At 54.5% G+C, this 23,711-nt stretch carries 20 protein-coding genes and 7 tRNA genes; 2 read left to right on the plus strand and 25 right to left on the minus strand.

Going from position 1 to position 23,711, the window contains the following annotated elements:
- Nucleotides 1-40: 40 nt before the first annotated feature.
- From nadD to leuS, 4 genes are read right to left on the minus strand one after another with little or no spacing between them, the layout of a single operon-like run.
- A complete protein-coding gene (gene nadD / locus Q7C21_RS19125; protein ID WP_003854019.1) occupies nucleotides 41-685 on the minus strand; it encodes a nicotinate-nucleotide adenylyltransferase in 645 nt (214 codons plus the stop codon).
- Nucleotides 678-1,709 (minus strand): DNA polymerase III subunit delta, encoded by a 1,032-nt coding sequence (gene holA, locus Q7C21_RS19130; RefSeq protein ID WP_003854017.1) that lies wholly within the window; start codon nucleotides 1,707-1,709, stop codon nucleotides 678-680. The genes nadD and holA overlap by 8 nt, the downstream gene beginning before the upstream one ends.
- Nucleotides 1,706-2,305 carry an LPS assembly lipoprotein LptE gene (gene lptE / locus Q7C21_RS19135; RefSeq protein ID WP_003854016.1) on the minus strand — a complete coding sequence of 200 codons (600 nt, stop codon included), beginning with the start codon at nucleotides 2,303-2,305 and terminating at the stop codon, nucleotides 1,706-1,708. The genes holA and lptE overlap by 4 nt, the downstream gene beginning before the upstream one ends.
- A gap of 14 nt (nucleotides 2,306-2,319) precedes the next feature.
- Nucleotides 2,320-4,902 carry a leucine--tRNA ligase gene (gene leuS / locus Q7C21_RS19140; RefSeq protein WP_140915983.1) on the minus strand — a complete coding sequence of 861 codons (2,583 nt, stop codon included), beginning with the start codon at nucleotides 4,900-4,902 and terminating at the stop codon, nucleotides 2,320-2,322.
- 222 nt (nucleotides 4,903-5,124) lie between these two features.
- Between leuS and Q7C21_RS19145 the strand changes: the two genes are divergently transcribed.
- Nucleotides 5,125-5,607: a zinc ribbon-containing protein gene (locus tag Q7C21_RS19145; protein WP_003854013.1), complete on the plus strand. Its 483-nt coding sequence runs from the start codon at nucleotides 5,125-5,127 to the stop codon at nucleotides 5,605-5,607.
- A gap of 45 nt (nucleotides 5,608-5,652) precedes the next feature.
- On the opposite strand, the gene Q7C21_RS19150 is transcribed toward Q7C21_RS19145, so the two are convergent.
- From Q7C21_RS19150 to miaB, 9 genes are all read right to left on the minus strand, one after another.
- A complete protein-coding gene (locus Q7C21_RS19150) occupies nucleotides 5,653-6,378 on the minus strand; it encodes an amino acid ABC transporter ATP-binding protein (RefSeq protein WP_003854011.1) in 726 nt (241 codons plus the stop codon).
- Nucleotides 6,379-7,056, minus strand: coding sequence for a glutamate/aspartate ABC transporter permease GltK (gene gltK / locus Q7C21_RS19155; RefSeq protein WP_375151031.1), 678 nt, complete (start codon nucleotides 7,054-7,056; stop codon nucleotides 6,379-6,381).
- A complete protein-coding gene (locus tag Q7C21_RS19160) occupies nucleotides 7,056-7,796 on the minus strand; it encodes an amino acid ABC transporter permease (protein ID WP_003854005.1) in 741 nt (246 codons plus the stop codon). The genes gltK and Q7C21_RS19160 overlap by 1 nt, the downstream gene beginning before the upstream one ends.
- A 285-nt stretch (nucleotides 7,797-8,081) precedes the next feature.
- The gene (locus Q7C21_RS19165) at nucleotides 8,082-8,978 is read right to left on the minus strand and encodes an amino acid ABC transporter substrate-binding protein (protein WP_003854004.1); all 897 of its coding nucleotides are present in this window, start codon (nucleotides 8,976-8,978) and stop codon (nucleotides 8,082-8,084) included.
- Nucleotides 8,979-9,606: 628 nt separating this feature from the next.
- Nucleotides 9,607-11,130: an apolipoprotein N-acyltransferase gene (gene lnt / locus Q7C21_RS19170; RefSeq protein ID WP_375151032.1), complete on the minus strand. Its 1,524-nt coding sequence runs from the start codon at nucleotides 11,128-11,130 to the stop codon at nucleotides 9,607-9,609.
- A 4-nt stretch (nucleotides 11,131-11,134) separates the two neighbouring features.
- Entirely contained in the window at nucleotides 11,135-12,016 is an 882-nt protein-coding gene (gene corC, locus Q7C21_RS19175; protein WP_008925004.1) for a CNNM family magnesium/cobalt transport protein CorC, read from the minus strand.
- Between the two features lie 82 nt (nucleotides 12,017-12,098).
- A complete protein-coding gene (gene ybeY, locus Q7C21_RS19180; RefSeq protein ID WP_039659164.1) occupies nucleotides 12,099-12,572 on the minus strand; it encodes an rRNA maturation RNase YbeY in 474 nt (157 codons plus the stop codon).
- Complete coding sequence (locus Q7C21_RS19185; protein WP_013357113.1) at nucleotides 12,569-13,630, minus strand: PhoH family protein; 1,062 nt, start codon at nucleotides 13,628-13,630, stop codon at nucleotides 12,569-12,571. Before Q7C21_RS19185 ends, ybeY begins: the two co-directional genes overlap by 4 nt.
- Nucleotides 13,631-13,839: 209 nt before the next feature.
- Nucleotides 13,840-15,264 carry a tRNA (N6-isopentenyl adenosine(37)-C2)-methylthiotransferase MiaB gene (gene miaB, locus Q7C21_RS19190; RefSeq protein WP_003853992.1) on the minus strand — a complete coding sequence of 475 codons (1,425 nt, stop codon included), beginning with the start codon at nucleotides 15,262-15,264 and terminating at the stop codon, nucleotides 13,840-13,842.
- Between the two features lie 172 nt (nucleotides 15,265-15,436).
- Here miaB and ubiF point away from each other — a divergent pair, with 172 nt between their 5' ends.
- On the plus strand, nucleotides 15,437-16,609 hold the full coding sequence (gene ubiF, locus Q7C21_RS19195) for a 3-demethoxyubiquinol 3-hydroxylase (RefSeq protein ID WP_039659165.1): 1,173 nt from the start codon (nucleotides 15,437-15,439) through the stop codon (nucleotides 16,607-16,609).
- A 112-nt stretch (nucleotides 16,610-16,721) separates the two neighbouring features.
- Here the strand turns inward: ubiF and Q7C21_RS19200 are convergent.
- The 12 genes from Q7C21_RS19200 to nagB all read right to left on the minus strand — a co-directional run bounded on the left by Q7C21_RS19200 (nucleotide 16,722) and on the right by nagB (nucleotide 23,611).
- Nucleotides 16,722-16,796: transfer RNA gene (locus tag Q7C21_RS19200), tRNA-Gln, on the minus strand.
- Between the two features lie 29 nt (nucleotides 16,797-16,825).
- Nucleotides 16,826-16,900 (minus strand) — tRNA-Gln (locus Q7C21_RS19205).
- Nucleotides 16,901-16,906: 6 nt separating this feature from the next.
- A tRNA-Met gene (locus Q7C21_RS19210) sits at nucleotides 16,907-16,983 on the minus strand.
- A gap of 24 nt (nucleotides 16,984-17,007) precedes the next feature.
- Nucleotides 17,008-17,082 (minus strand) — tRNA-Gln (locus tag Q7C21_RS19215).
- 35 nt (nucleotides 17,083-17,117) lie between these two features.
- Nucleotides 17,118-17,192, minus strand: a tRNA-Gln gene (locus Q7C21_RS19220).
- Between the two features lie 22 nt (nucleotides 17,193-17,214).
- A tRNA-Leu gene (locus Q7C21_RS19225) sits at nucleotides 17,215-17,299 on the minus strand.
- 9 nt (nucleotides 17,300-17,308) lie between these two features.
- A tRNA-Met gene (locus tag Q7C21_RS19230) sits at nucleotides 17,309-17,385 on the minus strand.
- Nucleotides 17,386-17,603: 218 nt separating this feature from the next.
- Nucleotides 17,604-19,271, minus strand: a complete 1,668-nt coding sequence (asnB, locus tag Q7C21_RS19235; RefSeq protein ID WP_375151033.1) for an asparagine synthase B — start codon at nucleotides 19,269-19,271, stop codon at nucleotides 17,604-17,606.
- 308 nt (nucleotides 19,272-19,579) lie between these two features.
- Nucleotides 19,580-20,332 carry an HAD-IIA family hydrolase gene (locus tag Q7C21_RS19240; RefSeq protein ID WP_003852790.1) on the minus strand — a complete coding sequence of 251 codons (753 nt, stop codon included), beginning with the start codon at nucleotides 20,330-20,332 and terminating at the stop codon, nucleotides 19,580-19,582.
- A 39-nt stretch (nucleotides 20,333-20,371) separates the two neighbouring features.
- Nucleotides 20,372-21,592: an N-acetylglucosamine repressor gene (locus tag Q7C21_RS19245; protein ID WP_003852792.1), complete on the minus strand. Its 1,221-nt coding sequence runs from the start codon at nucleotides 21,590-21,592 to the stop codon at nucleotides 20,372-20,374.
- Nucleotides 21,593-21,599: 7 nt separating this feature from the next.
- On the minus strand, nucleotides 21,600-22,748 hold the full coding sequence (gene nagA, locus Q7C21_RS19250; RefSeq protein ID WP_182630015.1) for an N-acetylglucosamine-6-phosphate deacetylase: 1,149 nt from the start codon (nucleotides 22,746-22,748) through the stop codon (nucleotides 21,600-21,602).
- 62 nt (nucleotides 22,749-22,810) lie between these two features.
- Nucleotides 22,811-23,611, minus strand: a complete 801-nt coding sequence (gene nagB, locus Q7C21_RS19255) for a glucosamine-6-phosphate deaminase (RefSeq protein ID WP_003852796.1) — start codon at nucleotides 23,609-23,611, stop codon at nucleotides 22,811-22,813.
- Nucleotides 23,612-23,711 lie beyond the last annotated feature (100 nt).

A 23,711-nucleotide genomic window follows, 5' to 3' on the forward strand; every position in this document is an offset into this window, starting at 1 on the left:
GCAGCCAAAAAATTAAGCGGCGCAGTATAGCATGCCCGGATCAGTCGCGATATAAGCCTTCGCGGTCGATATAGTCGATAACCGCAGCGGGTAACAGGTCATCGCAGGGCTGATTTTGATGGCGACGGCGGCGAATTTCGGTCGCCGAAATATCATAGAGTGGGGTTTCCGCCAGCCAGATATGCCCCGCGGGCTGCTGATGCAGCTGCCGGATATCCTGAGCGACGTGTTGCTCAAGCCACGCCTGCATCTCTGGAGAGTCGAACCGGGTCGGATAGCCGGGACGCTGGCAGACCAGCAGATGGCAGAGTGACAGCAGATCCTGCCAGCGATGCCATTTGGACAGGCTCAGCAGGGAATCCTGACCAATGATAAAGGCCAGCGGCTGCTCTGCACTGCGTTCTGCGCGCCAGGCTTCCAGGGTGGTCACGGTCCAGGAGGGTGTGTCACGTTCCAGCTCCCGGGTATCAATTTCAAACAGCGGTAAGCCACGGATAGCGCAGCGCAGCATAGCAACCCGCTGAGACGCGCTGGCTTCCGGTTGTGGACGATGCGGGGGCACATTATTGGGCAGCAGCGTCACACGCTGTAAGCCGGTCTGCTGAGCCAGCGCTTCCACCGGGCGCAGATGGCCAAAATGGATCGGATCGAAGGTGCCACCAAACAGTGCGTGTAACTCAGACATGGGCAAAGCTCGTCGGAAAAGCGCGACTGCTGAGCAGCAGCGTCAGGGTTTGCAACTGCGGCCACACTGACTGACCATAATCCTGCTTCAGGGTGATCTCAATCTGACTCAGCAGATGGATGGCGCGTTGCAGACGGGTGGCATCCAGTCGCTGGAGTGCGTCGGTGAACAGCGCGCGGCGGTTTTGCCAGATACGCTGCTGATCCATCAGCGTGCGCAGTGGTTGCCGGGCCTGATGGCGTTGCAGATGCAACAGCGTCAGCAAATCGCGCTGCAGCGTACGCAGCAGAATCACGACTTCGCTCTCTTCTTTCTCCAGCTGATGCAGGATATGCAGCGCGCGACGACTTTTACCTGCCAGCAGGGCATCCACCCAGTGGAAGGGCGTGAAGTGCGCGGCATCACTGACTGCTTCTTCGACCCGTGGCAGTGTCAGCTTGCCGTCCGGCCACTGGAGTGAGAGCCGCTCCAGCGCCTGCGCCAGCGCCAGCAGATTACCCTCATAGCAGTAACACAGCAGCTGTACTGCCGCGTCATCCACGGATAATTTCAGCGCTTTCGCGCGATTTACCACCCAGCGTGGCAATTGTGCCTGCTCTGGCGTCTGGCAGGGCACGACAACCGCAGAGGCAGCCAGTGCCTTAAACCAGGCGCTGTTTTCCTGCGCTTTGGTCAGCTTTGGCATCCGGCAGATCAGCAGAATATCGGCGTGCAGCAGCTGAGAGAGCTTAACCAGCTGCTCGGCCATGGCGGCGTTGGGGCCATTCTCGGGGAATTGCAGTGTCATCGTCTGACGCTGTGCAAACAGACTCAGTGACTGGCAGCTGACGAACAGGCTCTCCCAGTCGGTCTGGGCATCCAGCGTAAAACTAAAATGTTCGTCGAATCCCTGTGTGGTTGCGGCGGCACGGATGGCATCCGCGCTTTCCTGCAACAGCAGCGGTTCGTTACCGGCTAACAAATAACAGGCGCGCAGCCCCTCACGGAGCTGCGCGCTGAGTTGCTCAGGATAAATCCTGATCATTGCAGGCTGGTAGCAGAGGAAGAGGGCGCTTCCTGTGAACCCTGACCCGGCACCGAAATCACTGACGCTGGCAGAGTATCTTTGCTGTTCATCTGCGCGGCATGCACCGACAGCAGCTTACGAACCAGCTGTTCAGCTGCACGCTGACGCATCTCCTGCGTAATCAGGTCCTGCTCGGCATCTTTTGCCAGCGCCGCATTCGGGTTATCGAAGAACGAACGATAAACCGTGGTGCTGATGGGATAGATACCTTTGCCCGGCAACAGCACCTGCGCAGTGAGGGTCATCACCAGCTGATACTCGGCAGTGGTGCCGCTGATAAAGACCGAGGCTGTGTTACGCCCTGACATTTCAGGACCCAGACGCAGTGTCGGAATATCGGTACGGGTCTGCTTGCTGTCTTCAACAATGGTGACATCGTTGATGCGCAGTTGCTGACGTACAGTACGTGCCAGCGGACCATAAGGATCGCCGGTTGAAACAATCAGGGTTTTCAGTTCGCTGGGCACCTGCGTGGTGCCGCGCGGATGAAAACCACAGCCAGCGGTGATCACCACCGCCAGCATGACAAACAGCCTGATAATCGGATGTCGCACAGTTCCTCCTGAACTTAACCTACGACCAGGTTAAGCAGTTTGCCCGGTACATAAATGACTTTACGGATAGTCACGCCGTCCAGGTACTTCGCCACCAGATGCTCCTGCGCAGCGCGTGCCTGAACCTGTTCCTGTGTTGCATCGGCGGGTACGGTGATTTTGCCGCGCACTTTACCGTTAACCTGTACCACCACCAGCAGTGAATCTTCAACCATAGCGGCTTCATCAGCAACCGGCCAGCTCGCTTCATCAATGGTGCCTTCGCCGCCCAGCGTCTGCCACAGAACATAGCAGGCGTGCGGGGTAAACGGATAGAGCAGACGGACGATAGCCAGCAGCGCTTCCTGCATCAGGGCGCGATCCTGCTCGCTCTCCTGCGGAGCGCGGGCCAGCTTGTTCATCAGCTCCATGATTGCCGCAATAGCGGTGTTGAAGGTCTGACGACGGCCGATATCATCCGCCACTTTGGCGATGGTTTTGTGCAGGTCACGACGCAGCGATTTCTGCTCGTCATTCAGGCTGTCCACATCCAGTGCCACGGTCGCACCCTGTGAGGTGTGCTCGTAGACCAGCTTCCAGACACGTTTCAGGAAGCGGTTAGCCCCTTCAACGCCCGATTCCTGCCACTCCAGCGTCATATCTGCTGGCGAAGCAAACATCATAAACAGACGTACGGTATCGGCGCCGTAACGCTCAACCATCAGCTGTGGATCGATGCCGTTGTTTTTCGACTTCGACATTTTGCTCATGCCCGCGTAGATCACGTCGCGGCCCTGCGTGTCGGTCGCTTTAATAATGCGGCCTTTCTCGTCACGCTCAACTTCAACGTCAACCGGGGAAACCCAGTTACGTTCGCCGTTGTTGCCCAGGTAGTAGAAGGCATCAGCAAGTACCATGCCCTGGCACAGCAGACGTTTTGCTGGCTCATTAGAGTTCACCAGGCCCGCGTCACGCAGCAGCTTGTGGAAGAAGCGGAAATACATCAGGTGCATGATGGCGTGTTCGATACCACCCACATACTGATCGACCGGCAGCCAGTAGTTTGCTGCGGCCGGGTCCAGCATGCCTTCCTTGTAGCTGGCGCAGGTATAACGCGCATAGTACCAGGAGGACTCCATAAAGGTGTCAAAGGTGTCCGTTTCACGCAGCGCTGGCTGACCGTTTACTGTGGTTTTCGCCCACTCCGGATCCGCTTTGATCGGGCTGGTAATGCCATCCATCACCACATCTTCCGGCAGGATAACCGGCAGCTGGTCTTCAGGTGTCGGCATCACAGTGCCATCTTCCAGCGTCACCATCGGGATAGGTGCACCCCAGTAGCGCTGACGGGAAACACCCCAGTCGCGCAGACGGTAGTTCACTTTACGTACGCCCACGCCTTTTGCCGCGAGTGAATCCGCGATAGCGTTAAAGCCAGTTGCGTGATCCATGCCGTTGAACTCACCCGAGTTGAACAGGGCGCCTTTATCCGTCATCGCCGCAGCGCTGACGTCAGGAATGGAGCCATCCAGGTTGAGTATGACCGGCTTGATCGACAGATCGTATTTAGTGGCAAACTCCCAGTCACGCTGGTCGTGTGCCGGAACCGCCATCACGGCACCGGTGCCGTATTCCATCAGGACGAAGTTGGCGACCCAGACCGGAAGCAGCTCACCGGTCAGCGGATGAATAACAGACAGGCCGGTCGCCATGCCTTTCTTCTCCATGGTCGCCATATCGGCTTCGGCCACTTTGGTATTACGGCATTCAGCAATAAAATCGGCCAGTGCCGGATTATTTACCGACGCCTGAGTCGACAGAGGATGGCCTGCTGCGACAGCCACATAGGTTGCGCCGATAAAGGTATCCGGGCGGGTGGTGTAGACAGTAACTTTCTCTTCGCTCTCTGCCACGTCGAAAGTGATTTCGACGCCTTCAGAACGACCAATCCAGTTACGCTGCATGGTTTTGACCTGTTCAGGCCACTCTTCCAGCGTATCCAGATCGTTCAGCAACTCTTCCGCATAATCGGTGATTTTGATAAACCACTGGGGGATCTCTTTACGCTCAACCTTGGTGTCGCAGCGCCAGCAACAGCCATCGATCACCTGCTCGTTCGCCAGCACCGTCTGATCGTTCGGGCACCAGTTCACTGCGGAGGTTTTTTTATAGACCAGGCCTTTTTCATACAGTTTGGTAAAGAACCACTGTTCCCAGCGGTAGTACTCAGGCTGGCAGGTGGCCAGTTCACGACTCCAGTCATAGCCAAAGCCCAGCAGTTTGAGCTGGTTTTTCATGTAGGCGATGTTGTCGTAAGTCCACGGGGCAGGTGCAGTATTGTTTTTAACCGCAGCGCCTTCCGCAGGCAGGCCGAAAGCATCCCAGCCAATCGGCTGTAGTACGTTTTTGCCGAGCATACGCTGATAGCGCGCGATTACGTCGCCGATGGTGTAGTTACGAACGTGACCCATGTGCAGGCGGCCAGAAGGATAGGGCAACATGGAGAGGCAATAGTATTTCTCTTTACCTTCCTGCTCAGTCACTTTAAACGTTTCGTTTTCATCCCAGTGCTGCTGCACACGGGATTCAATTTCTTCCGGGCGGTATTGCTCTTGCATGGCTGCCTGTGGTCCTTTATGAAAAACATTTTTCTGGCTCTAAGATCCGCATAGCATACCCATAAGGCCGCGTATCAACAACACTTCCCACTTTTGCTGGCACGATTTCTGCCGAAAGCGTCAGCCTCTTCACCCTTTTGTAATTCACTGTACAGACGACACGGCAAAAGCAACATTACGACTAAACTTAAGTCAGCGAGGGTCTGCATAAAGGAGAACAAAATGAATAAAGTGGCTCAGGAGTATCGCGAGTCGTTAGCCGTATTGACTGAACGTCTTCGTCAGGGCGATCGTAACCTTGATGAGCTGATTGCCGGGCGGCGAAGTCAGTTGCTGGTGCGCGATGATATGTCAGAAAGTGAGATTGACCAGGCGCTGCGTTCGGTGCGCCGTGATTTAGGCGAGTTTGCCCGAAGTTACAGCGATGCTGAAGAACCGCTGGCGGACTCACTGTTTATGCGCATTATCCGCGAGAGCGTCTGGAAAGAGCTGGCGGATATTACGGATAAAAGTCAGCTGGAGTGGCGTGAGGTCTTTCAGGATCTGCATCACCATGGTGTCTATCAGAGCGGTGAAGTGGTCGGTCTTGGCAATCTGGTGTGTGAAAAGTGCCAGTTTACCCGGGCAATCTATACGCCTGAGACCTTATCCCGTTGTCCGGAGTGCGGCCACGATCAGTTCCAGCGTCAGCCTTTTGAACCCTGATAACAAACATTATGCGGGCCACATTGAGTGACCCGCATACGTTGTTTAGTGCAGAATTTTAGCGAGGAAATCTTTAGCGCGGTCAGACTGCGGATTATTAAAGAAGTCATCTTTGTTGGTGTCTTCGATAATTTTCCCTTCATCCATAAAGATCACGCGATTGGCGACTTTACGGGCAAAGCCCATCTCGTGTGTCACCACCATCATCGTCATCCCTTCCTGCGCCAGTTCAACCATCACATCCAGCACTTCATTGATCATTTCCGGATCCAGCGCGGAGGTCGGTTCATCAAACAGCATCGCAATAGGATCCATGCAGAGCGCACGCGCAATGGCCACGCGCTGCTGCTGACCGCCGGAGAGCTGGCCAGGAAACTTCTCCGCATGGGCTGACAGTCCCACACGCTTCAGCAGCTTCAGCCCTTTATCGCGGGCCGCCGCTTTGTCTCGCTTCAGCACTTTTACCTGCGCCAGCACCAGATTGTTAATAATGCTCAAATGCGGGAACAGCTCGAAGTGCTGGAACACCATTCCGACCTGACTGCGAAGCTGCGCCAGATTGGTTTTTTTGTTGTTCACTTCGGTGCCGTTGACGGAAATCACACCCTGCTGAACGGGCTCAAGTCCGTTCACGGTTTTGATGAGCGTCGATTTACCGGAGCCGGACGGGCCGCACACTACCACCACTTCACCGGTTTTGACTTCGGTTGAGCAGTCGGTCAGCACCTGAAAGTGACCATACCACTTAGAAACATTTTTCAGGCTAATCATTTAAACCGTCCTTTTTCTTTTTAGATAGCTGACCAACAGCGATGCGCTCAGGCTGATAACGAAGTAGACCAGACCTGCAAACAGAACCATTTCAACCTGGGTGCCGTCGCGCTCACCGATAGTCGACGCGGTACGGAAGAAGTCCGCCAGGCTTAACACATAAACCAGAGAGGTATCCTGGAACAGCACGATACCCTGCGTCAGTAACAGCGGAACCATGGCCCGGAATGCCTGCGGCAGAATAATCAGTTTCATGGCCTGCCACTGCGTCATACCCAGCGCCAGCGCGGCATTACCCTGGCCGCGTGAGATACTGATGATGCCGGCACGAATGATCTCTGAGTAGTACGCCGCTTCGAACAGTGAAAAGGCGACCATGGCTGAAATCAGGCGGATATCGGTTTTAGGCGACAGGCCCAGCACCTGTTGCAGGAAACTCGGCACCACCAGATAGAACCACAGCAGCACCATCACCAGCGGTACTGAGCGGAACAGGTTGACATAAATTTTGGCGAACCAGCTGATGGGCTTAAAGGTCGACAGACGCATTACCGCCAGCAGGGTGCCCCAAAGAATGCCGAAAACCACGGAGGTAATCGTGATCTTAAAGGTAATCACTAAGCCGTTAAGCAGATAGGGCAGGCTGGGCGCAATCGAACTCCAGTCAAAGTCGTACATTACTTGCCTCCCGCATTGCCTGGCAGCCGGACTTTGCGCTCGACCAGACTCATCAACAACATAATCACCAGGTTAATCGCGACGTAGGCCAGCGTAATGGCGGTAAAGGATTCATAGGCGTGAGCAGAATAGTCGAGCAACTTGCCCGCCTGTGCTGCCATATCCACCAGACCAATGGTGGAGGCGATAGCGGAGTTCTTGACCAGGTTCAGCATTTCCGAGGTCATCGGCGGAACAATCACGCGATACGCATTCGGCAGCAGTACATAGCGGTAAGTCTGCGGCAGGGTTAATCCCATCGCCAGGCCAGCATTCTTCTGTCCACTCGGCAGTGACTGAATCGCCGCGCGCACCTGCTCGCAAACGCGGGCGGCGGTAAACAGGCCGAGACAGATCATGGAAGAGAGGAAGAACTGAATGTTGGGGTCCAGCTCAGACTTAAACCACATGCCGAGATTCTCGCCCACCAGCTCGGGCGCCACCAGATACCAGAAGAAGAACTGGACGATCAGCGGGATGTTACGAAACAGTTCGACATAGCAGGTGCCAATGGTCGACAGCAGGCGATTCGGCACGGTGCGCAGAATGCCAAAAAATGAACCCACGCAGAAAGCGATAATCCAGGCGCAGCAGGAGACGGCTATCGTCACCTGAAAACCGGACCACAGCCAGCCGAGGTAGGTCGTGTTACCGAACGGGGCCTGTTCGAGAAATATGCCCCAGTTCCAATCGATACCCATAACGAGCTCCGGAAAAAAAGGGTAGCTAAGCTACCCTGAAGATTGATGAACGGCGTTTTATGTCCTGACGCAGGGGAACGACCCGTGTCAGTCTGTCTGTCCATGCCGCGGTTTCAGCAATCGAGAGGGCAGCCAGGCCGCCCTTGTTATACCCGCCGTCTTTCAGGCTGCATTTTGTTGGCTATGTATGTCCACGCACCCGAATCATCTACCTGAGTAAGTTCCCCGGGATGCATGCTCTCCTGCCGACTCAATGTGACCTGAAATCCATTGGGTATTTTTTTGTTAATTGAGTGCTTTGTCGTTTGGCGTTTTGAACAGCGCTTTCATGTCATCAGACAGCTCAAAGTTCATGTTCAGGTTCTTAGGCGGAATAGGCTTTTTGAACCAGGTATCGAACCATTTTTCTGCCTGACCCGACGTCTGGGCTTTGGCGATGGTTTCATCTACCAGCGCTTTGAACTGCGGATCATCTTTACGCAGCATGCAGCCATAGGCCTCTTTAGACTGTGGCGTGCCTAAAATTTCCCAGTTGTCCGGCTTTTTGGCTTTAGCGCGTTCGCCAGCCAGCAGGGCATCATCCATCATAAAGGCCACGGCACGGCCGGTTTCCAGTGTACGGAACGAGTCGCCATGATCTTTTGCGCTGATGATGCGCATATCCAGTTTTTGTTCATCGTTGAGTTTGTGCAGCAGCACTTCAGACGTGGTCCCTGAGGTTACCACCACGGTTTTGCCTTTCAGGTCGGCGAAATCTTTGATCGGGCCATCTTTCTTAACCAGCAGACGGGTGCCAATAACAAAAATTGTGTCAGAGAAAGCCGCCTGTTTCTGGCGCTCAAGGTTATTGGTGGTGGAGCCACACTCATAATCGTAGGTGCCGTTTTGCAGCAGTGGAATACGGTTTTGTGAGGTGATTGGAATCATTTTGACCTGCAGGTCAGGCTTGTTCAGCTTCGCTTTGATGGCTTCCACAATGGCGTTTGAGTAATCCTGTGAATAGCCGACGACTTTTTGCTGGTTGTCATAATAAGAAAAGGGAACTGATGATTCGCGATGCCCGACCACAATGACGCCATTGTCATTGATTTTCTTCAGGGTGCCGCTGAGATCTTCCGCCTGGGCCGCTCCCGCCGCTGCACCGATCAGCAGAAGAGATAATGCCACTTTGCGTAGTTGCATGTTCCAACTCCTTCGTATGAAAAAGGCACAGGATATAACCTGCGCTGATTATGATGTTGTGTCTGTTTTGTGCTGCGTTTCTGCTCATTCTGCGGATTAAATGGGCGCAGAAGAGTCACTAACATAGCGGATTGTTAACGCAATGAAACAAAAAAGTTTCTTTTTTGCGAGGTGATCCGCACCAAAAAAAGGCAAATTTCTCACACTGCGCGTTTACGGTGCAGGAGGTGCGACAGTTTTGGTGCAATCCGCCTCGCGGCAGCGTCTGCAATCAGGCCGTTAGCGAAAAACAGTGAAACATTTTGCAATCATCGTGCCAGATTGCAATCATCGTGCCAGAAAGCGGTGCAGGGTGAGAAAGGCAGCAGAGTATGCGGTCAGGGAGTGGGAGTATCAGAAAATAACAAGGAGAAAAGGCGAAACTTGCACCTCGCACCTACGGCAGACAAACGTCAAGCGAGGGGAGCTTTCGCCTGTAGCAGCGCATCGCGGGCCATAGATGGCCCGCGATGCGCAAGGCAGGGATGGCGGTGTTTGCGTCTCTGCGTAAGGCGTTTACTCCCTGAGCACCGCGCGTTTTCAACAACCTCAGGCGAAGCATTCGCTTCGCCATGACGCCTCTGCGCTGTTATCGGCGTCGGCGCAGCAGGGCAATCAACGCCGCCAGCAGCGTCAGTGACCAGACAGGCCAGATGCCAGCCCGCGCGTACGGGGTTTCTCCCTGCGTAGGCGTAACTTTGCTGGTCAGGACATCGCGCGTAAATTGCGGCAGCATGGCTTCCACATCACCACTGGCATTCACCACTGCAGTTACGCCATTGTTGGTACTGCGCAACAGCGGACGACCCAGTTCCAGCGCCCGCATCCTCGCCATCTGGAAGTGCTGCCACGGGCCGATAGAGTGGCCAAACCAGGCATCGTTCGAAACGGTCAGCAGGAAGTTGGTGTCGGGATGGAAGTTGGCCCGCACCTGTTCACCCAGCACGATCTCATAACAAATGGCGCTGGTCAGGTTATAGCCCGCCACGCGGAGTTGCGGCTGGAGATAGTTGCCACGGCTGAACGCCGACATCGGCAGATCAAAGAACGGAGCCAGCGGACGCAGCAGATCGGCCAGCGGCACAAATTCGCCAAATGGCACCAGGTGATTTTTCTGGTAACGATTGCCGCTGAAGTAGTTGTACGGCGTCTTGCCACCCAGCACGATCACGGTGTTGTAATCGTGATAGCGGTTCTGCTCCAGTCGGGAGTCTACGATACCCGTGACCAGCGAACTGCCGCGTTCACGCAGTTCATCATCCAGTGAATGCAGGAACGGCTGCTGATTACTTTCCAGATCGGTAATCGCCGATTCAGGCCAGATAATAATCGGCGCTTTGCCCATGAGCGGCTGGCTCAGACCGTGATAAATGCGCAGGGTGTTGAGCAGTTGCTGCGGATCCCACTTCATCGACTGCGGGATGTTTCCCTGCACCAGCGCCACTTCGACGGCACGCTCGGGCATCGGCTGAACCCACTGGATATAGCGCAACGGCCACGGCAGGGCCAGCAGCAGCAATGCTGCGACCAGACTTCTGACGTTGCGCTGCTGCAGGGCATATGCCAGCAGGCCAGCCACCACCATCAGCAGGAAGGTCAGGGTCTCGACCCCCGCCAGCGGGGCCAGACCTTTTAACGGGCCGTCAATCTGGCTGTAGCCAAACTGCAGCCATGGAAAGCCGGTCAGCACCCAGCCGCGCAGGAATTCCGTGATCTGCCACAAAGCCGGTGCGGCCAGCGCCAGTCGCCACAGCGTTGTGCGCGGCCAGATGCGATTCAGTACACCGGCAAACAGCGCCGGGTAGATCGCCAGATACGCCGCCAGCAATGCCACGATAAAGACATTCACCGGGCCAGGCATGCCACCAAAGGTGGCGACACTGACATAAACCCAGTTGATGCCGCTGCCGAATAAGCCCACTCCCCAGACAAAGCCGATTGCCGTAGCCTGCGGACTTGAGCGGTTCAGGGTCAGGAGCTGTAAGCCGCACAGCGACAGCAGTGCGGCGGGCCAGAAATCGTAAGGAGAGAAGGCGAGGGTGCCCAACGCACCCGTCATTAAAGCCAGCAGCAGGCGAACCCGCTGGCGCGGGTAGAGTGAGGCTAAAGCCATAGACTTATTCGTCTTCCAGTTGAGGTTGTGGCGAGTTTTCCGGAATGGTCACGTGAACCTGGATGATGCGGCGGCTGTCAGCCATTGCTACCTTGAACTGGTAACCCTCAATCTCAATGCTTTCACCGCGCGCGGGCAGATGGCCGAAGCCCTGCATCACCAGACCACCAATGGTATCGACTTCATCGTCACTGAACTGCGTGCCAAACACCTCATTGAAATCTTCAATGGCGGTCAGAGCGCGCACCGTAAAGGTGTGACGGTTGAGCTGACGGATATCACGATCTTCTTCATCGTCATACTCATCTTCAATCTCACCGACAATCAGCTCCAGAATATCTTCAATGGTCACCAGACCAGAGACACCACCAAACTCATCGATAACGATCGCCATGTGGTAGCGCTGGGAGCGGAACTCTTTCAGCATCCGGTCAACGCGCTTACTTTCAGGCACAACCACCGCAGGACGCAGGACTTTCTCAATGCTGAAAGGCTCAGATTCGCTGCTCATAAACGGCAGCAGATCTTTCGCCATCAGAATCCCTTCCACATGATCTTTATCTTCGCTGATCACCGGGAAGCGGGAATGGGCGGATTCGATAATGACATCCAGACACTCTTCGAGGCTCTGATTACGTTTCAGGGTGATCATTTGCGAGCGCGGGATCATGATGTCACGCACGCGCTGCTCCGCAATATCCAGAACCCCTTCGAGCATGTCGCGGGTGTCCTGGTCAATCAGCTCTTTGTTATTCGAGTCGCGGATCAGCTCCAGTAGCTCATCACGGCTTTTCGGTTCACCGTGAAAAAGTTGGTTGATCAACAGGGAGAAAAATCCCTTTTTACTACTGGGTGCATCGCTGTTTTGAGAATGGTCGTCGCTCATGGCGGTTTTTATAGATCTCTCTGGTGAGGAATAGGTGCTGTCAGCAAACCGTGCTGACAGCCGGATAGCCAGAATTCGGGATTCAGGCGTCTTCTTTCTCCGAAATGTACGGATCAGGATACCCAAGAGCAAGCATTATCTCGGTCTCCAGTCCTTCCATCTCGTCCGCTTCGTCGTCTTCAATATGGTCGTAACCCAGCAGATGCAGCGTGCCGTGTACCACCATATGCGCCCAGTGGGCTTCAACGCTTTTGCCCTGTTCTGCGGCTTCCTGCTCAACCACCTGGCGGCAGATGATCAGATCGCCCAGCAGAGGTAACTCAATACCCGGTGGCGCTTCAAACGGGAAGGAGAGAACATTTGTCGGCTTGTCTTTGCCGCGATAAGTCAGATTTAACTCATGACTCTCCGCTTCATCGACCAGACGGACGGTGACTTCACTTTCGGGCTGAAAAGGGGTAACAGCCGCGGAAAGCCAGCGATGAAACAGGCTTTCATCCGGCAGGTCCGCCGTGTTCTCACAGGCGACCTGCAGGTCGAGAATGACCTCACTCATTTGCTCTCCTGCGTGGCGCTCTGTGCAGCCAGTGCTTCACGTTTACGCTCTTCAGCCTGCTGATCGCGACGGGTCTGATCGGCCGCTTCCCAGGCTTCATAGGCGGTAACAATGCGGGCAACCACCGGATGGCGCACCACATCTTCACTGTGGAAGAAGTTAAAGCTAATCTCTTCAACGTCTGCCAGCACTTCAATGGCATGCCGCAGGCCCGACTTAACGTGACGTGGCAGGTCAATCTGGGTGACGTCGCCGGTAATTACCGCTTTGGAGTTAAAGCCGATGCGCGTCAGGAACATCTTCATCTGCTCGATGGTGGTGTTCTGGCTCTCATCAAGAATGATAAATGCATCGTTCAGGGTACGACCACGCATGTAAGCCAGCGGAGCCACCTCAATAACGTTGCGCTCCATCAGCTTTTCTACCCGCTCAAAACCGAGCATTTCAAATAGGGCATCGTAGAGCGGACGCAGATATGGGTCGACTTTCTGGCTCAGATCGCCAGGCAGGAAGCCGAGTTTTTCACCCGCTTCGACGGCAGGGCGCGTCAGCATGATGCGGCGAATCTCCTGACGCTCCAGGGCATCCACTGCGGCTGCCACCGCCAGATAGGTTTTACCGGTACCCGCCGGGCCGACGCCAAAGGTGATGTCATGGTCGAGCACATTCGCGATGTACTGCGCCTGGTTCGGCGTGCGTGGTTTAATCACACCACGCTTGGTCTTGATATTGACCGCTTTGCCGTACTCCGGCACGCTTTCGGCGGTTTGTTCCAGTACCCGGCTCTCTTTGATGGCCAGGTGAATCTGGTCAGGCTCAATATCCGGGATCTCACCACGCATCGGCGCGGTGTCGACATAGAGGGTTTTCAGAATATCTGCGGCGGCATTGACGCACAGTGGACGTCCCACCAGCTTAAAGACATTGTCGCGACGATTGATCTCAATGCCCAGACGACGCTCAAGCTGTTTCACATTATCGTCGAACGGCCCGCACAGGCTCATCAGTCGACGGTTATCAGCCGGTTCAAGGGCGATTTCACGAGTTTCGATATTCAAACGAATCCTTTGGGTCACTCAGGGCCAGTTATGGGATGTGTCTGACGCACCGTTGGGCTTAACCGTGTGCACCATAACGAAATTATTTATGCCGTAACGCCTGGGCGCAAGCTTAAGGAGAGATATTTGGGCGACACTTTCAGAAACCAAGTGTCGCGGCGTGAAATTGGCGGCAACGCGCTGCGCGCTGCCGCCCGGTAGTGCAGGGATCACGGCTGGAACAGGCTCACGCCGATTTCGTTTTCTTTGCGGGTACGGGCAATCACAGAGGCCGGGCTTTCCGCCATACGCAGGCCCATCTCTTCTTCGGTACGCACCAGTTTGCCGCGCAGCGAGTTGGTGTAGACATCGACAATTTCAACATCCACAAAACGGCCAATCATCTCAGGTGAGCCTTCGAAATTAACCACACGGTTATTTTCGGTGCGGCCGGAAACTTCCATGACGTTCTTGCGGGAGATGCCTTCCACCAGAATACGCTGCACGGTGCCCACCATGCGGCGACTGATCGCCTGCGCCTGCTGGTTAATGCGGTCCTGGAGGATCCACAGACGCTGCTTTTTCTCCTCTTCGCTGACATCATCCGGCAGGTCAGCGGCTGGCGTGCCAGGACGGGCAGAGTAGACAAAGCTGAAGCTGACATCGAAATTGATCTCGGCGATAAGCTTCATGGTCTGCTCGAAATCCTGCTGCGTTTCACCCGGGAAGCCGATGATGAAGTCAGAACTGATCTCAATATCGGGCCGCGCTGCGCGCAGCTTGCGGATAATCGCCTTATATTCCAGCGCGGTGTGCGCACGCTTCATCAGCGTCAGAATACGGTCCGATCCACTCTGAACGGGCAGATGCAGGAAACTCACCAGCTCCGGGGTATCGCGGTAGACCTCGATAATGTCGTCAGTAAACTCAATCGGGTGGCTGGTGGTGAAACGAATACGGTCGATACCGTCGATAGCAGCGACCAGGCGCAGCAGCTCGGCGAAGGTACAGATCTCACCGTCAAAGGTGGCGCCACGATACGCGTTGACGTTCTGGCCAAGCAGGTTAACTTCACGCACACCCTGCGCCGCCAGCTGCGCGATTTCCAGCAAAATGTCATCGCTGGGACGGCTCACTTCCTCGCCGCGTGTGTAAGGAACCACGCAGAAAGTACAATATTTGTTGCAGCCTTCCATGATAGAAACAAAGGCTGTGGGACCTTCTGCGCGCGGATCCGGCAGGCGATCGAATTTCTCAATTTCCGGGAAACTGATGTCGACCACCGGACTTTTGGTGCCGCGCACGGTGTTAATCATTTCCGGCAGACGATGGAGTGTCTGCGGACCAAAAACGATATCGACGCAGGGAGCACGCTGGCGAATATGGTCCCCTTCCTGCGACGCGACGCAGCCGCCAACGCCGATAATGACATCCGGATTGCGCTCTTTGAGTTTTCTCCAGCGTCCCAGCAGGTGGAACACTTTCTCCTGCGCTTTTTCACGAATAGAACAGGTGTTAAGCAGCAGGATATCCGCCTCTTCAGGGACCTCGGTCAGCGTGTAGCCGTGCGTCGTGTTCAGCAGATCAGACATCTTGGATGAATCATACTCATTCATCTGACATCCCCAGGTTTTGATATGCAGTTTTTTTGTCATCGCGCTAGCCATTGATTCAGTGCAGTGAAGTGAGGGGCGCGTATTGTAATGCTTTGATGCTGTTGTGACCAGCCTGAGGGCTTTTCTGCCAGCCTTCGGGTTTTCCGGTACACTTTGCTCTATTCAGACCCGTGTTGCGCAGGCTGGCGGGAATAAGAGAGGGATATAAGCAATGCAGGATAATCAGTTTGATGTCGTGATTGTCGGCGGTGGCATGGTCGGTGCTGCGCTGGCCTGTGGACTGACACAGCAACATTTTCGCGTGGCGGTCATTGAGCGTGCCGAACCCGCTCCATTTGAGGCCGACAGCGATCCCGATTTGCGAATTTCAGCGATCGGATCCTCCTCGGTGGCGTTACTGAAGCAACTTAACGTCTGGCCGCGGGTAGACGCGATGCGCAGCGCGCCCTATCGGCGACTGGAAACCTGGGAGTGGCAAGCGGCGCAGGTAAGTTTTGATGCTGCCTCGCTGGGCTTACCTGAACTGGGTTTTATGGTTGAGAACAGCGTGCTTCAGCGGGCGTTGTGGGAGGAGATGCAGTCGCTGGGCGTGACCTGCTATTGTCCGGCCACGCTGGAAAATCTGCAGCCAGAAAATGGCGGCTGGCGCGTTGATCTTAACGACGGCGTGGCCTTACACACCCGGCTGGTGGTTGGCGCAGATGGTGCGAACTCACAGGTGCGGCAGATGGCCGGCATCGGGATTCATGGCTGGAGCTATGCGCAGTCCTGTTTACTGATCAGCGTGACCTGCGAACATCCGGCAGGAGATGCCACCTGGCAGCACTTTACGCCGCAGGGGCCGCGCGCCTTCCTGCCGCTGTATGGCAATCGCGCCTCGCTGGTCTGGTACGACGCGCCTGCAAGAGTGCGCCAGCTACAGGCGATGCCGATGGCCCAGCTGGAAAAAGAGATTGCCAGCCACTTCCCGGCGCGGCTGGGACGTTTCAAAGCCCATGCGGCAGGGGGTTTTCCGCTGGTGCGTCGCCATGCTTCACGCTATGTCCTGCCAGGACTGGCGCTGGTTGGCGATGCCGCGCATACCATTAACCCGCTGGCCGGGCAGGGCGTGAATCTGGGCTATCGCGATATTGATGCGTTGATTGAGGTGCTGGTCAGCGCACGCGGTGCGGCGGAAGACTGGGCGTCAGAGCGGATATTGCAGCGCTATCACCGGCAGCGTCGTAAAGACAATATGCTGATGCAGGGCGGAATGGATCTCTTTTACTTTGCTTTCAGCAATCAGCTGGCACCACTGCGCTTCGCGCGTAATCTCGGACTGATTGCTGCCGAGCATTCCGGTGTCCTGAAGCGACAGGTATTACGATACGCACTGGGTTTATAGACCATTGCGCATTGAGGCTCGCCGCAGGGCGGGCCGGCAATCAGGAAGCGTGGAACGTTTCAGAAGGGACAAAAACAACAAAGCCCGCAAAAGCGGGCCTGGTTGTGCAATTTGGCTGGGGTGCAGGGATTCGAACCCCGGAATGCTGGTATCAGAAACCAGTGCCTTACCGCTTGGCGACACCCCAATAATGGTGTTTTTCAAATTGTCTTTGTATGGCTGGGGTGCAGGGATTCGAACCCCGGAATGCTGGTATCAGAAACCAGTGCCTTACCGCTTGGCGACACCCCAATTATATGGTGGCTACGACGGGAATCGAACCTGTGACCCCAGCATTATGAGTGCTGTGCTCTAACCAGCTGAGCTACGTAGCCTAATTGTACTGCATTTTTCAATGATGGCTGGGATACCTGGATTCGAACCAGGGAATGCCGGTATCAAAAACCGGTGCCTTACCGCTTGGCGATATCCCATTCGTCCGTTCTCAGCATACAAGAATCATCGAAATTGGCTGGGATACCTGGATTCGAACCAGGGAATGCCGGTATCAAAAACCGGTGCCTTACCGCTTGGCGATATCCCATCCACGCTGCCGAATAATGAAATGGTGCGGGAGGCGAGACTTGAACTCGCACACCTTGCGGCGCCAGAACCTAAATCTGGTGCGTCTACCAATTTCGCCACTCCCGCAAAAAAAGATGGTGGCTACGACGGGAATCGAACCTGTGACCCCAGCATTATGAGTGCTGTGCTCTAACCAGCTGAGCTACGTAGCCATCTTTTTTTCGCGTTACCTTCATCGGCGTTGCGGGGCGCATTATGCGGAGTTGACCAGACAGCGTCAACAAGTTTTTTACCGTTTTTTGCCAGATAATTGCTGTTTGACTGGCTTATAACCAGCCTGGCGGTTTATTCGGCAATTTTTCAGTGAATACAACGCTAATCGTAAAAAAAATGGGCCGCAGCGGGCCCATTCTGACGGCTCTCTGCCTGCTTATTTGTAAGCTGACTGATGCACACCGACGGCACGTCCGGATGGATCGTCCATGTTTTTAAACGCTTCATCCCACTCAATTGCTTTGGCAGAAGAACAGGCGACCGATGGACCACCAGGCACACATTCTGCCGCGCTCGCTAATGGGAACAGCTCTTCGAAGATCTCACGATAAAGATACGCTTCTTTCGAACCTGGCGTGTTGAACGGGAAACGGAAGTGGGCGGTTGCCAGCTGCTGATCGCTGATTTGCTTCGCCGCGACTTCTTTCAGTGAGTCGATCCAGCTGTACCCCACGCCATCCGAGAACTGCTCTTTCTGACGCCACGCCACGCTCTCTGGCAGGTAAGAGGAGAAACATTCACGCAGAATGTGCTTCTCCATTTTACCGTTGCTGCCACACATTTTGTCGGCCGGGTTAATCCGCATCGCCACATCCAGGAATTTTTTATCCAGGAAGGGTACACGTGCCTCAACGCCCCAGGCTGACATCGCTTTGTTAGCACGGGCGCAGTCGAACATATGCAGCGCCTGCAGTTTACGCACGTTTTCTTCGTGGAACTCTTTGTCGTTTGGCGCCTTATGGAAATAGAGATAGCCGCCGAAGACTTCATCTGCGCCTTCGCCAGACAGCACCATCTTAATGCCCATCGCTTTGATTTTACGCGACATTAAATACATCGGCGTAGAGGCGCGAATAGTGGTGACGTCATAAGTTTCAATGTGATAAATCACATCGCGAATCGCATCCAGTCCTTCCTGAACGGTGAAATGAATTTCGTGGTGCACGGTGCCCAGATGTTCCGCTACGGTTTTCGCCGCTTTTAAATCGGGTGAACCTTCCAGTCCGACTGCGAAGGAGTGCAGTTGCGGCCACCAGGCATCACTTTTGTCCTGATCCTCAACCCGCTTTGCTGCAAAACGCTTGGTCACAGCTGAAATGATGGAGGAGTCCAGACCGCCTGACAGCAGCACACCGTAAGGTACATCTGACATCAGGTGGCTTTTCACGGACTCTTCCAGCGCATGCTTCAGGCCAGCGGCGTCGGTGGTGTTGTGCTCAACGTTTTTGTATTCCATCCAGTCACGCTGCCAGTAACGACGGATTTCACCATCGGTGCTGGAGAGATAGCTTCCCGGCGGGAATTCTTTGATGGAACGGCAGGCTGGCACCAGCGCTTTCATTTCTGAAGCAACAAACAGGTTGCCGTGCTCATCGTTACCCATATAGAGCGGGATGATGCCAATGTGGTCGCGACCAATCAGCCAGGTTTTTTTAACGGTGTCATAGAGGATAAAGGCGAACATGCCTTCCAGCTCGTCGAGGAAATCGACACCTTTCTCCTGATAGAGCGCCAGAATGACTTCACAGTCAGAGCCGGTCTGAAATTCGTAGCGATCGCTGAGTTCAGCGCGCAGTGCCTGATGGTTGTAAATTTCGCCGTTAACCGCCAGTACGTGGGTGTGATCGGCGTTGTACAGCGGCTGTGCGCCATTGTTAACGTCAACAATTGAGAGGCGTTCATGCGCCAGAATAGCATGATCATCGGCGAAGACGCCTGACCAGTCCGGGCCGCGATGACGCATTAAGCGTGAACATTCCAGCGCTTTTTTGCGCAGCTCAACAGGATCGGTTTTCAGATCCAGCACACCAAAAATTGAACACATAACTGACTCCTGAGCTCACCTTACGGCGATGTTATCTTTTACGTTTGTCCGGCAGCCTGTCGCTGCGTGATACATAAGAAAATGCGCTATTTAGTGCATTCAATGCAAGAGGAATCGTGATTTACTGATAAAAATATTGTTCACATGGCAATAATTTTGAATAAACGATAATTTAAACGTTGTTTTGTTGATGGATCAGCAATGGAATGGCTTTTGTGAACAAAAAACAGGCAGTGAAACCTGCGGGAACAGGGGAAAAAAAGGGGGACGCATCACAGATTAGCCGGATGCGTCATAAGAGAAATGAATCAGAACAGGTCAATATCGGCAACAGAAGGGTAGATCCAGTCCGGGCGGAACGGCATAGCATCAATATCCGTCAGCGTGGAGACGCCAGAGAGAACCAGCACCGTTTCCAGACCCGCCTGAAAACCGGCCAGAATATCGGTTCGCAGATTGTCGCCAACAATGACCGTCTCTTCAGAGTGAGCCTGCATTTTGTTCAGCGCGGCGCGCATGATGTAGGGGCTGGGTTTGCCAACAACAAACGGGCGACGACCAGAGATTTTCTCGATACCCGCACAAAGCGCGCCACAGGCAGGAATAAAACCGCGCGCATGCGTATCCGGGTTAGTGGCAATGAAGCGAGCGCCGTTAGCCACGAAAAAAGCCGCTTTATGCATCATGTCCCAGTTAAACGAGCGTGTCTCACCGACAATCACGAAGTCGGGATTCACATCAGTAATCGTAAAGCCCGCTTTGTAGAGTTCGTGAATCAGCGCGCCCTCACCAATGACATAGGCCTTTTTGCCTTCCTGACGGCGCAGGAAATCGGCTGTGGCCATTGCCGAGGTATAGAAAACGGATTCAGGAACCTCAACACCGGCCGAGGCAAAACGGTTAGCCAGATCCTGCTCGGTTTGCGAGGGATAGTTTGTCAGCACCACCAGCGGCATCTCTTTGGCCAGAATGCGCTGTAAAAATTCCTGCGCGCCGGGAACGGCCGTGTTGTCGTGCATCAGCACGCCATCGATATCACAAATTACGCTTTTAATGGTCATAGTCAGATCCGATGTGGCCCGCCACAGCAGCGGGTTAGCTTAGTCTTCCAGAAGATGTTGCAGCAGAATGCCGTTAAGCATGGCACGTTTGGCGAGCGCAAACGCGCCAATGGCAGAACGATGATCCAGGGTGGAGCGCACAACCGGCAGATTTTTGCGAAAGGCGGCTAAGGCCTGGGTATTGATGCAGCCTTCGATAGCGGGCAGCAGCACTTTTTCGGCCTCTGTGATCTCACCCGCCAGCACCACTTTTTGTGGATTAAACAGGTTGATTGCGATTGCGATAGCTTTGCCAAGATAACGGCCAACATGCTCGATCACTTCACACGCCAGCGCATCCCCCTGATTGGCCGCTTTGCAGATATGGGACATCTGGCTCGCCTCCAGCGTCAGTGTGCTGGGATGGCCCTGACTCAACAGATGTCGTACGCGATTTTCAATGGCGCCGTTGGCGGCAATGGTTTCAAGGCAGCCAAAGTTGCCGCAGTGGCAGCGTTCACCAAGGGGATCGACCTGAATATGGCCGATCTCGCCGACGTTGCCGTTGCTGCCAAGAAAGATATGGCCGTTAGCAATAATGCCGGCACCGGTGCCACGGTGTAAGCGCACCAGAATTGAGTCTGCACAGTCACGGCTTGCACCGAAGTAGTGCTCGGCCAGGGCCAGACTGCGGATGTCGTGACCGACAAAGCTCGTGACGTTGAAACGTTTTTTCAGACTGGCGACCAGCGGCCAGTGGCTGACGGAAATATGCGGCATATAGCGGATGACGCCGTTAATCGGATCGACCAGCCCTGGCAGGATAACGGAAATCGCGATCAGCTCGCGTATTTTGCGCTGGTGCTGCTCAATGAAGCTGCTGATGGCGTTAAACAGCGCATGTTCCAGCGTCTCCTGAGTGCGTTCCGGCAGGGCGTAATCTTCCTGTGCCAGTGATTTACCACTGAGGTCGAAAAGGGTCAGGGTGGCATCATTGCGTCCGAGACGGACGCCGATGGTATGGAAATGGCGGGTTTCAGTAATAATCGAAATGGCGCGGCGACCACCGGTAGAGGCCTGCTGGTCTACCTCTTTGATCAGGCCGCGCTCAATCAACTGGCGGGTAATTTTGGTGACACTGGCGGGGGCAAGCTGACTGAGTTCAGCAATCTGAATGCGCGATATCGGCCCCTGTTGATCAATCAGCCGGTAAACCGCTGCGCTATTGAGTTGCTTAACAAGATCGACATTTCCTATTTGTGACTGGCCGCCAGTGGTCATTCAGTGCTTACTCGCTCAGGACGTCGTCTCCGTTGACAAACGTCTTAATGATTTTAAAGTCGCGCGTAAACACAGTCAGGTTCGCGATTTTTCCTGCTTCGATCGAGCCCAACTGCCTTTCCACGCCCATCGCCCGTGCCGGGTAAAGTGATGCCATGCGCAACGCTTCATCCAGTGCGATACCCACATGCTCGACGCTGTTTTGTACCGCTTCGATCATCGTCAGGGCAGAACCACTTAATGTGCCGTTTTCGTCGACACAAAGCCCATCACGATAATAGATTGTTTTGCCTGCAAAAATAAACTCGCTGATGTCAGCACCAGCGGGGGCAGTGGCATCCGTTACCAGCACCAGTTTGTCGCCTTTAATGCGCTTTGCATTCCGTACGTTAGCGTAATGTACATGTAAACCATCCGCAATAATGCCGCAGTATACATCAGGTGAATCAAACAGCGCACCGATAAGCCCGGGTTCACGGCCGGCAAATGTCGGCATGGCGTTGTAGAGGTGCGTTGCGAAACGCACACCAGCAGAAAAACCCGCTTTCGCCTCTTCATAAGTCGCATTCGAGTGACCCGCTGAAACGATGATTCCGGCGTCTGTCAGCTGACGAATCACCTCGCTGCCGGCGTTTTCCGGTGCCAGCGTGACTTTGGTGATGACGTCTGCGTTGTCACAAAGATACTGCACCATCGCAGCATCCGGCAGGCGAATCAGCGCCGGATCGTGGGTGCCTTTTTTCGCCTTACTCAGCCAGGGCCCTTCCAGATGCAGACCCAGGGCCTGATGCTGATGTTTCTGCAGATAGGCGCGCATGGTTTCAATCGCACGCGTCATCAGGGCATCGCTGCTGGTAATCAGCGTCGGTAAAAAGCTGGTGCAGCCAGACTTCTCATTGGCGCGCTGCATCGTTTCCAGGGTTTCGATACTCAGTGCATCCAGGCTGTCATTGAACTGCACACCGCCGCAGCCGTTGAGCTGAAGATCGATAAAACCTGGCGCAATCATCGCGCCCGCCATATCCCGCTGCTCAATATTGGCCGGGAGCGATTCACGCGGGCAGACGCGTGCAATAAGCCCGTCAGCCACCACGACGGCATGATTGTCCAGAACCTCATGGCCACTGTAAATTCGACCGTTTACTAATGCGTACATCTCTTTTCTCCCGTCCTGGCCTGCTGTCACTCAGCGTAACAGCAGGGCACGACAATGTTCTGTTACACGCCTTTCATATTTTCCGCTTCCATTTCGCGGAAATATTTCACGGTTTTCACTTTCAGTTCCATGGTGGCGGGTTCATCACAGACCACCACCGATTTGGCATGCAGCTGCAGACAGCTGATTGTCCACATATGATTCACATTGCCTTCGACCGCCGCCTGCAGTGCCTGCGCTTTAACATGGCCGGTAACCAGAATCATCACTTCTTCTGCATCCAGCAGCGTACCGACGCCCACGGTAAGGGCATATTTAGGCACCTGATCAACATCGCCGTTAAAGAAGCGAGAGTTTGCCACGCGGGTGTCATGCGTCAGGGTTTTAATGCGGGTACGGGAGGCCAGTGAAGAAGCCGGCTCGTTAAAGGCGATATGACCGTCGTTACCGACACCGCCCATAAACAGGTGAATTTTACCCAGCGTGCGAATTTTCTCTTCGTACTGACGACATTCTGCGTCAATATCCGGCGCATTACCATTCAGCAGGTTGATATTTTCCGGTTGAATATCAACGTGATCAAAGAAATTGCGATACATAAAACTGTGATAGCTTTCCGGATGCTCTTTCGGCAGGCCAACATATTCGTCCATATTGAAGGTGACGACATGCTTAAAACTGACCTGGCCCGCTTTATGCATATCAATCAGGTGCTTGTACGCCTCCAGGGGTGTGCCGCCGGTCGGCAGACCCAGAACAAAAGGTTTATCCGCCGTCGGATTAAATGCATTGATGCGGTTAACAATATGTCGGGCGGCCCATTTGCCTACCTGAGTTGGCGTCGCTAAAGGAATCAGTCTCATGTTTCACCTCATTAGAAAATGGAAAGGGGATCGCTAAACCGTTGCGTTACTCATCAGCCTGAGCAGATTTTCTATTCTCGCCACGGGCGGAGCGCAATTC

Origin of the sequence: Pantoea sp. ANP04, assembly GCF_041982285.1 — a bacterium.
GTDB lineage: Bacteria > Pseudomonadota > Gammaproteobacteria > Enterobacterales > Enterobacteriaceae > Pantoea > Pantoea eucalypti.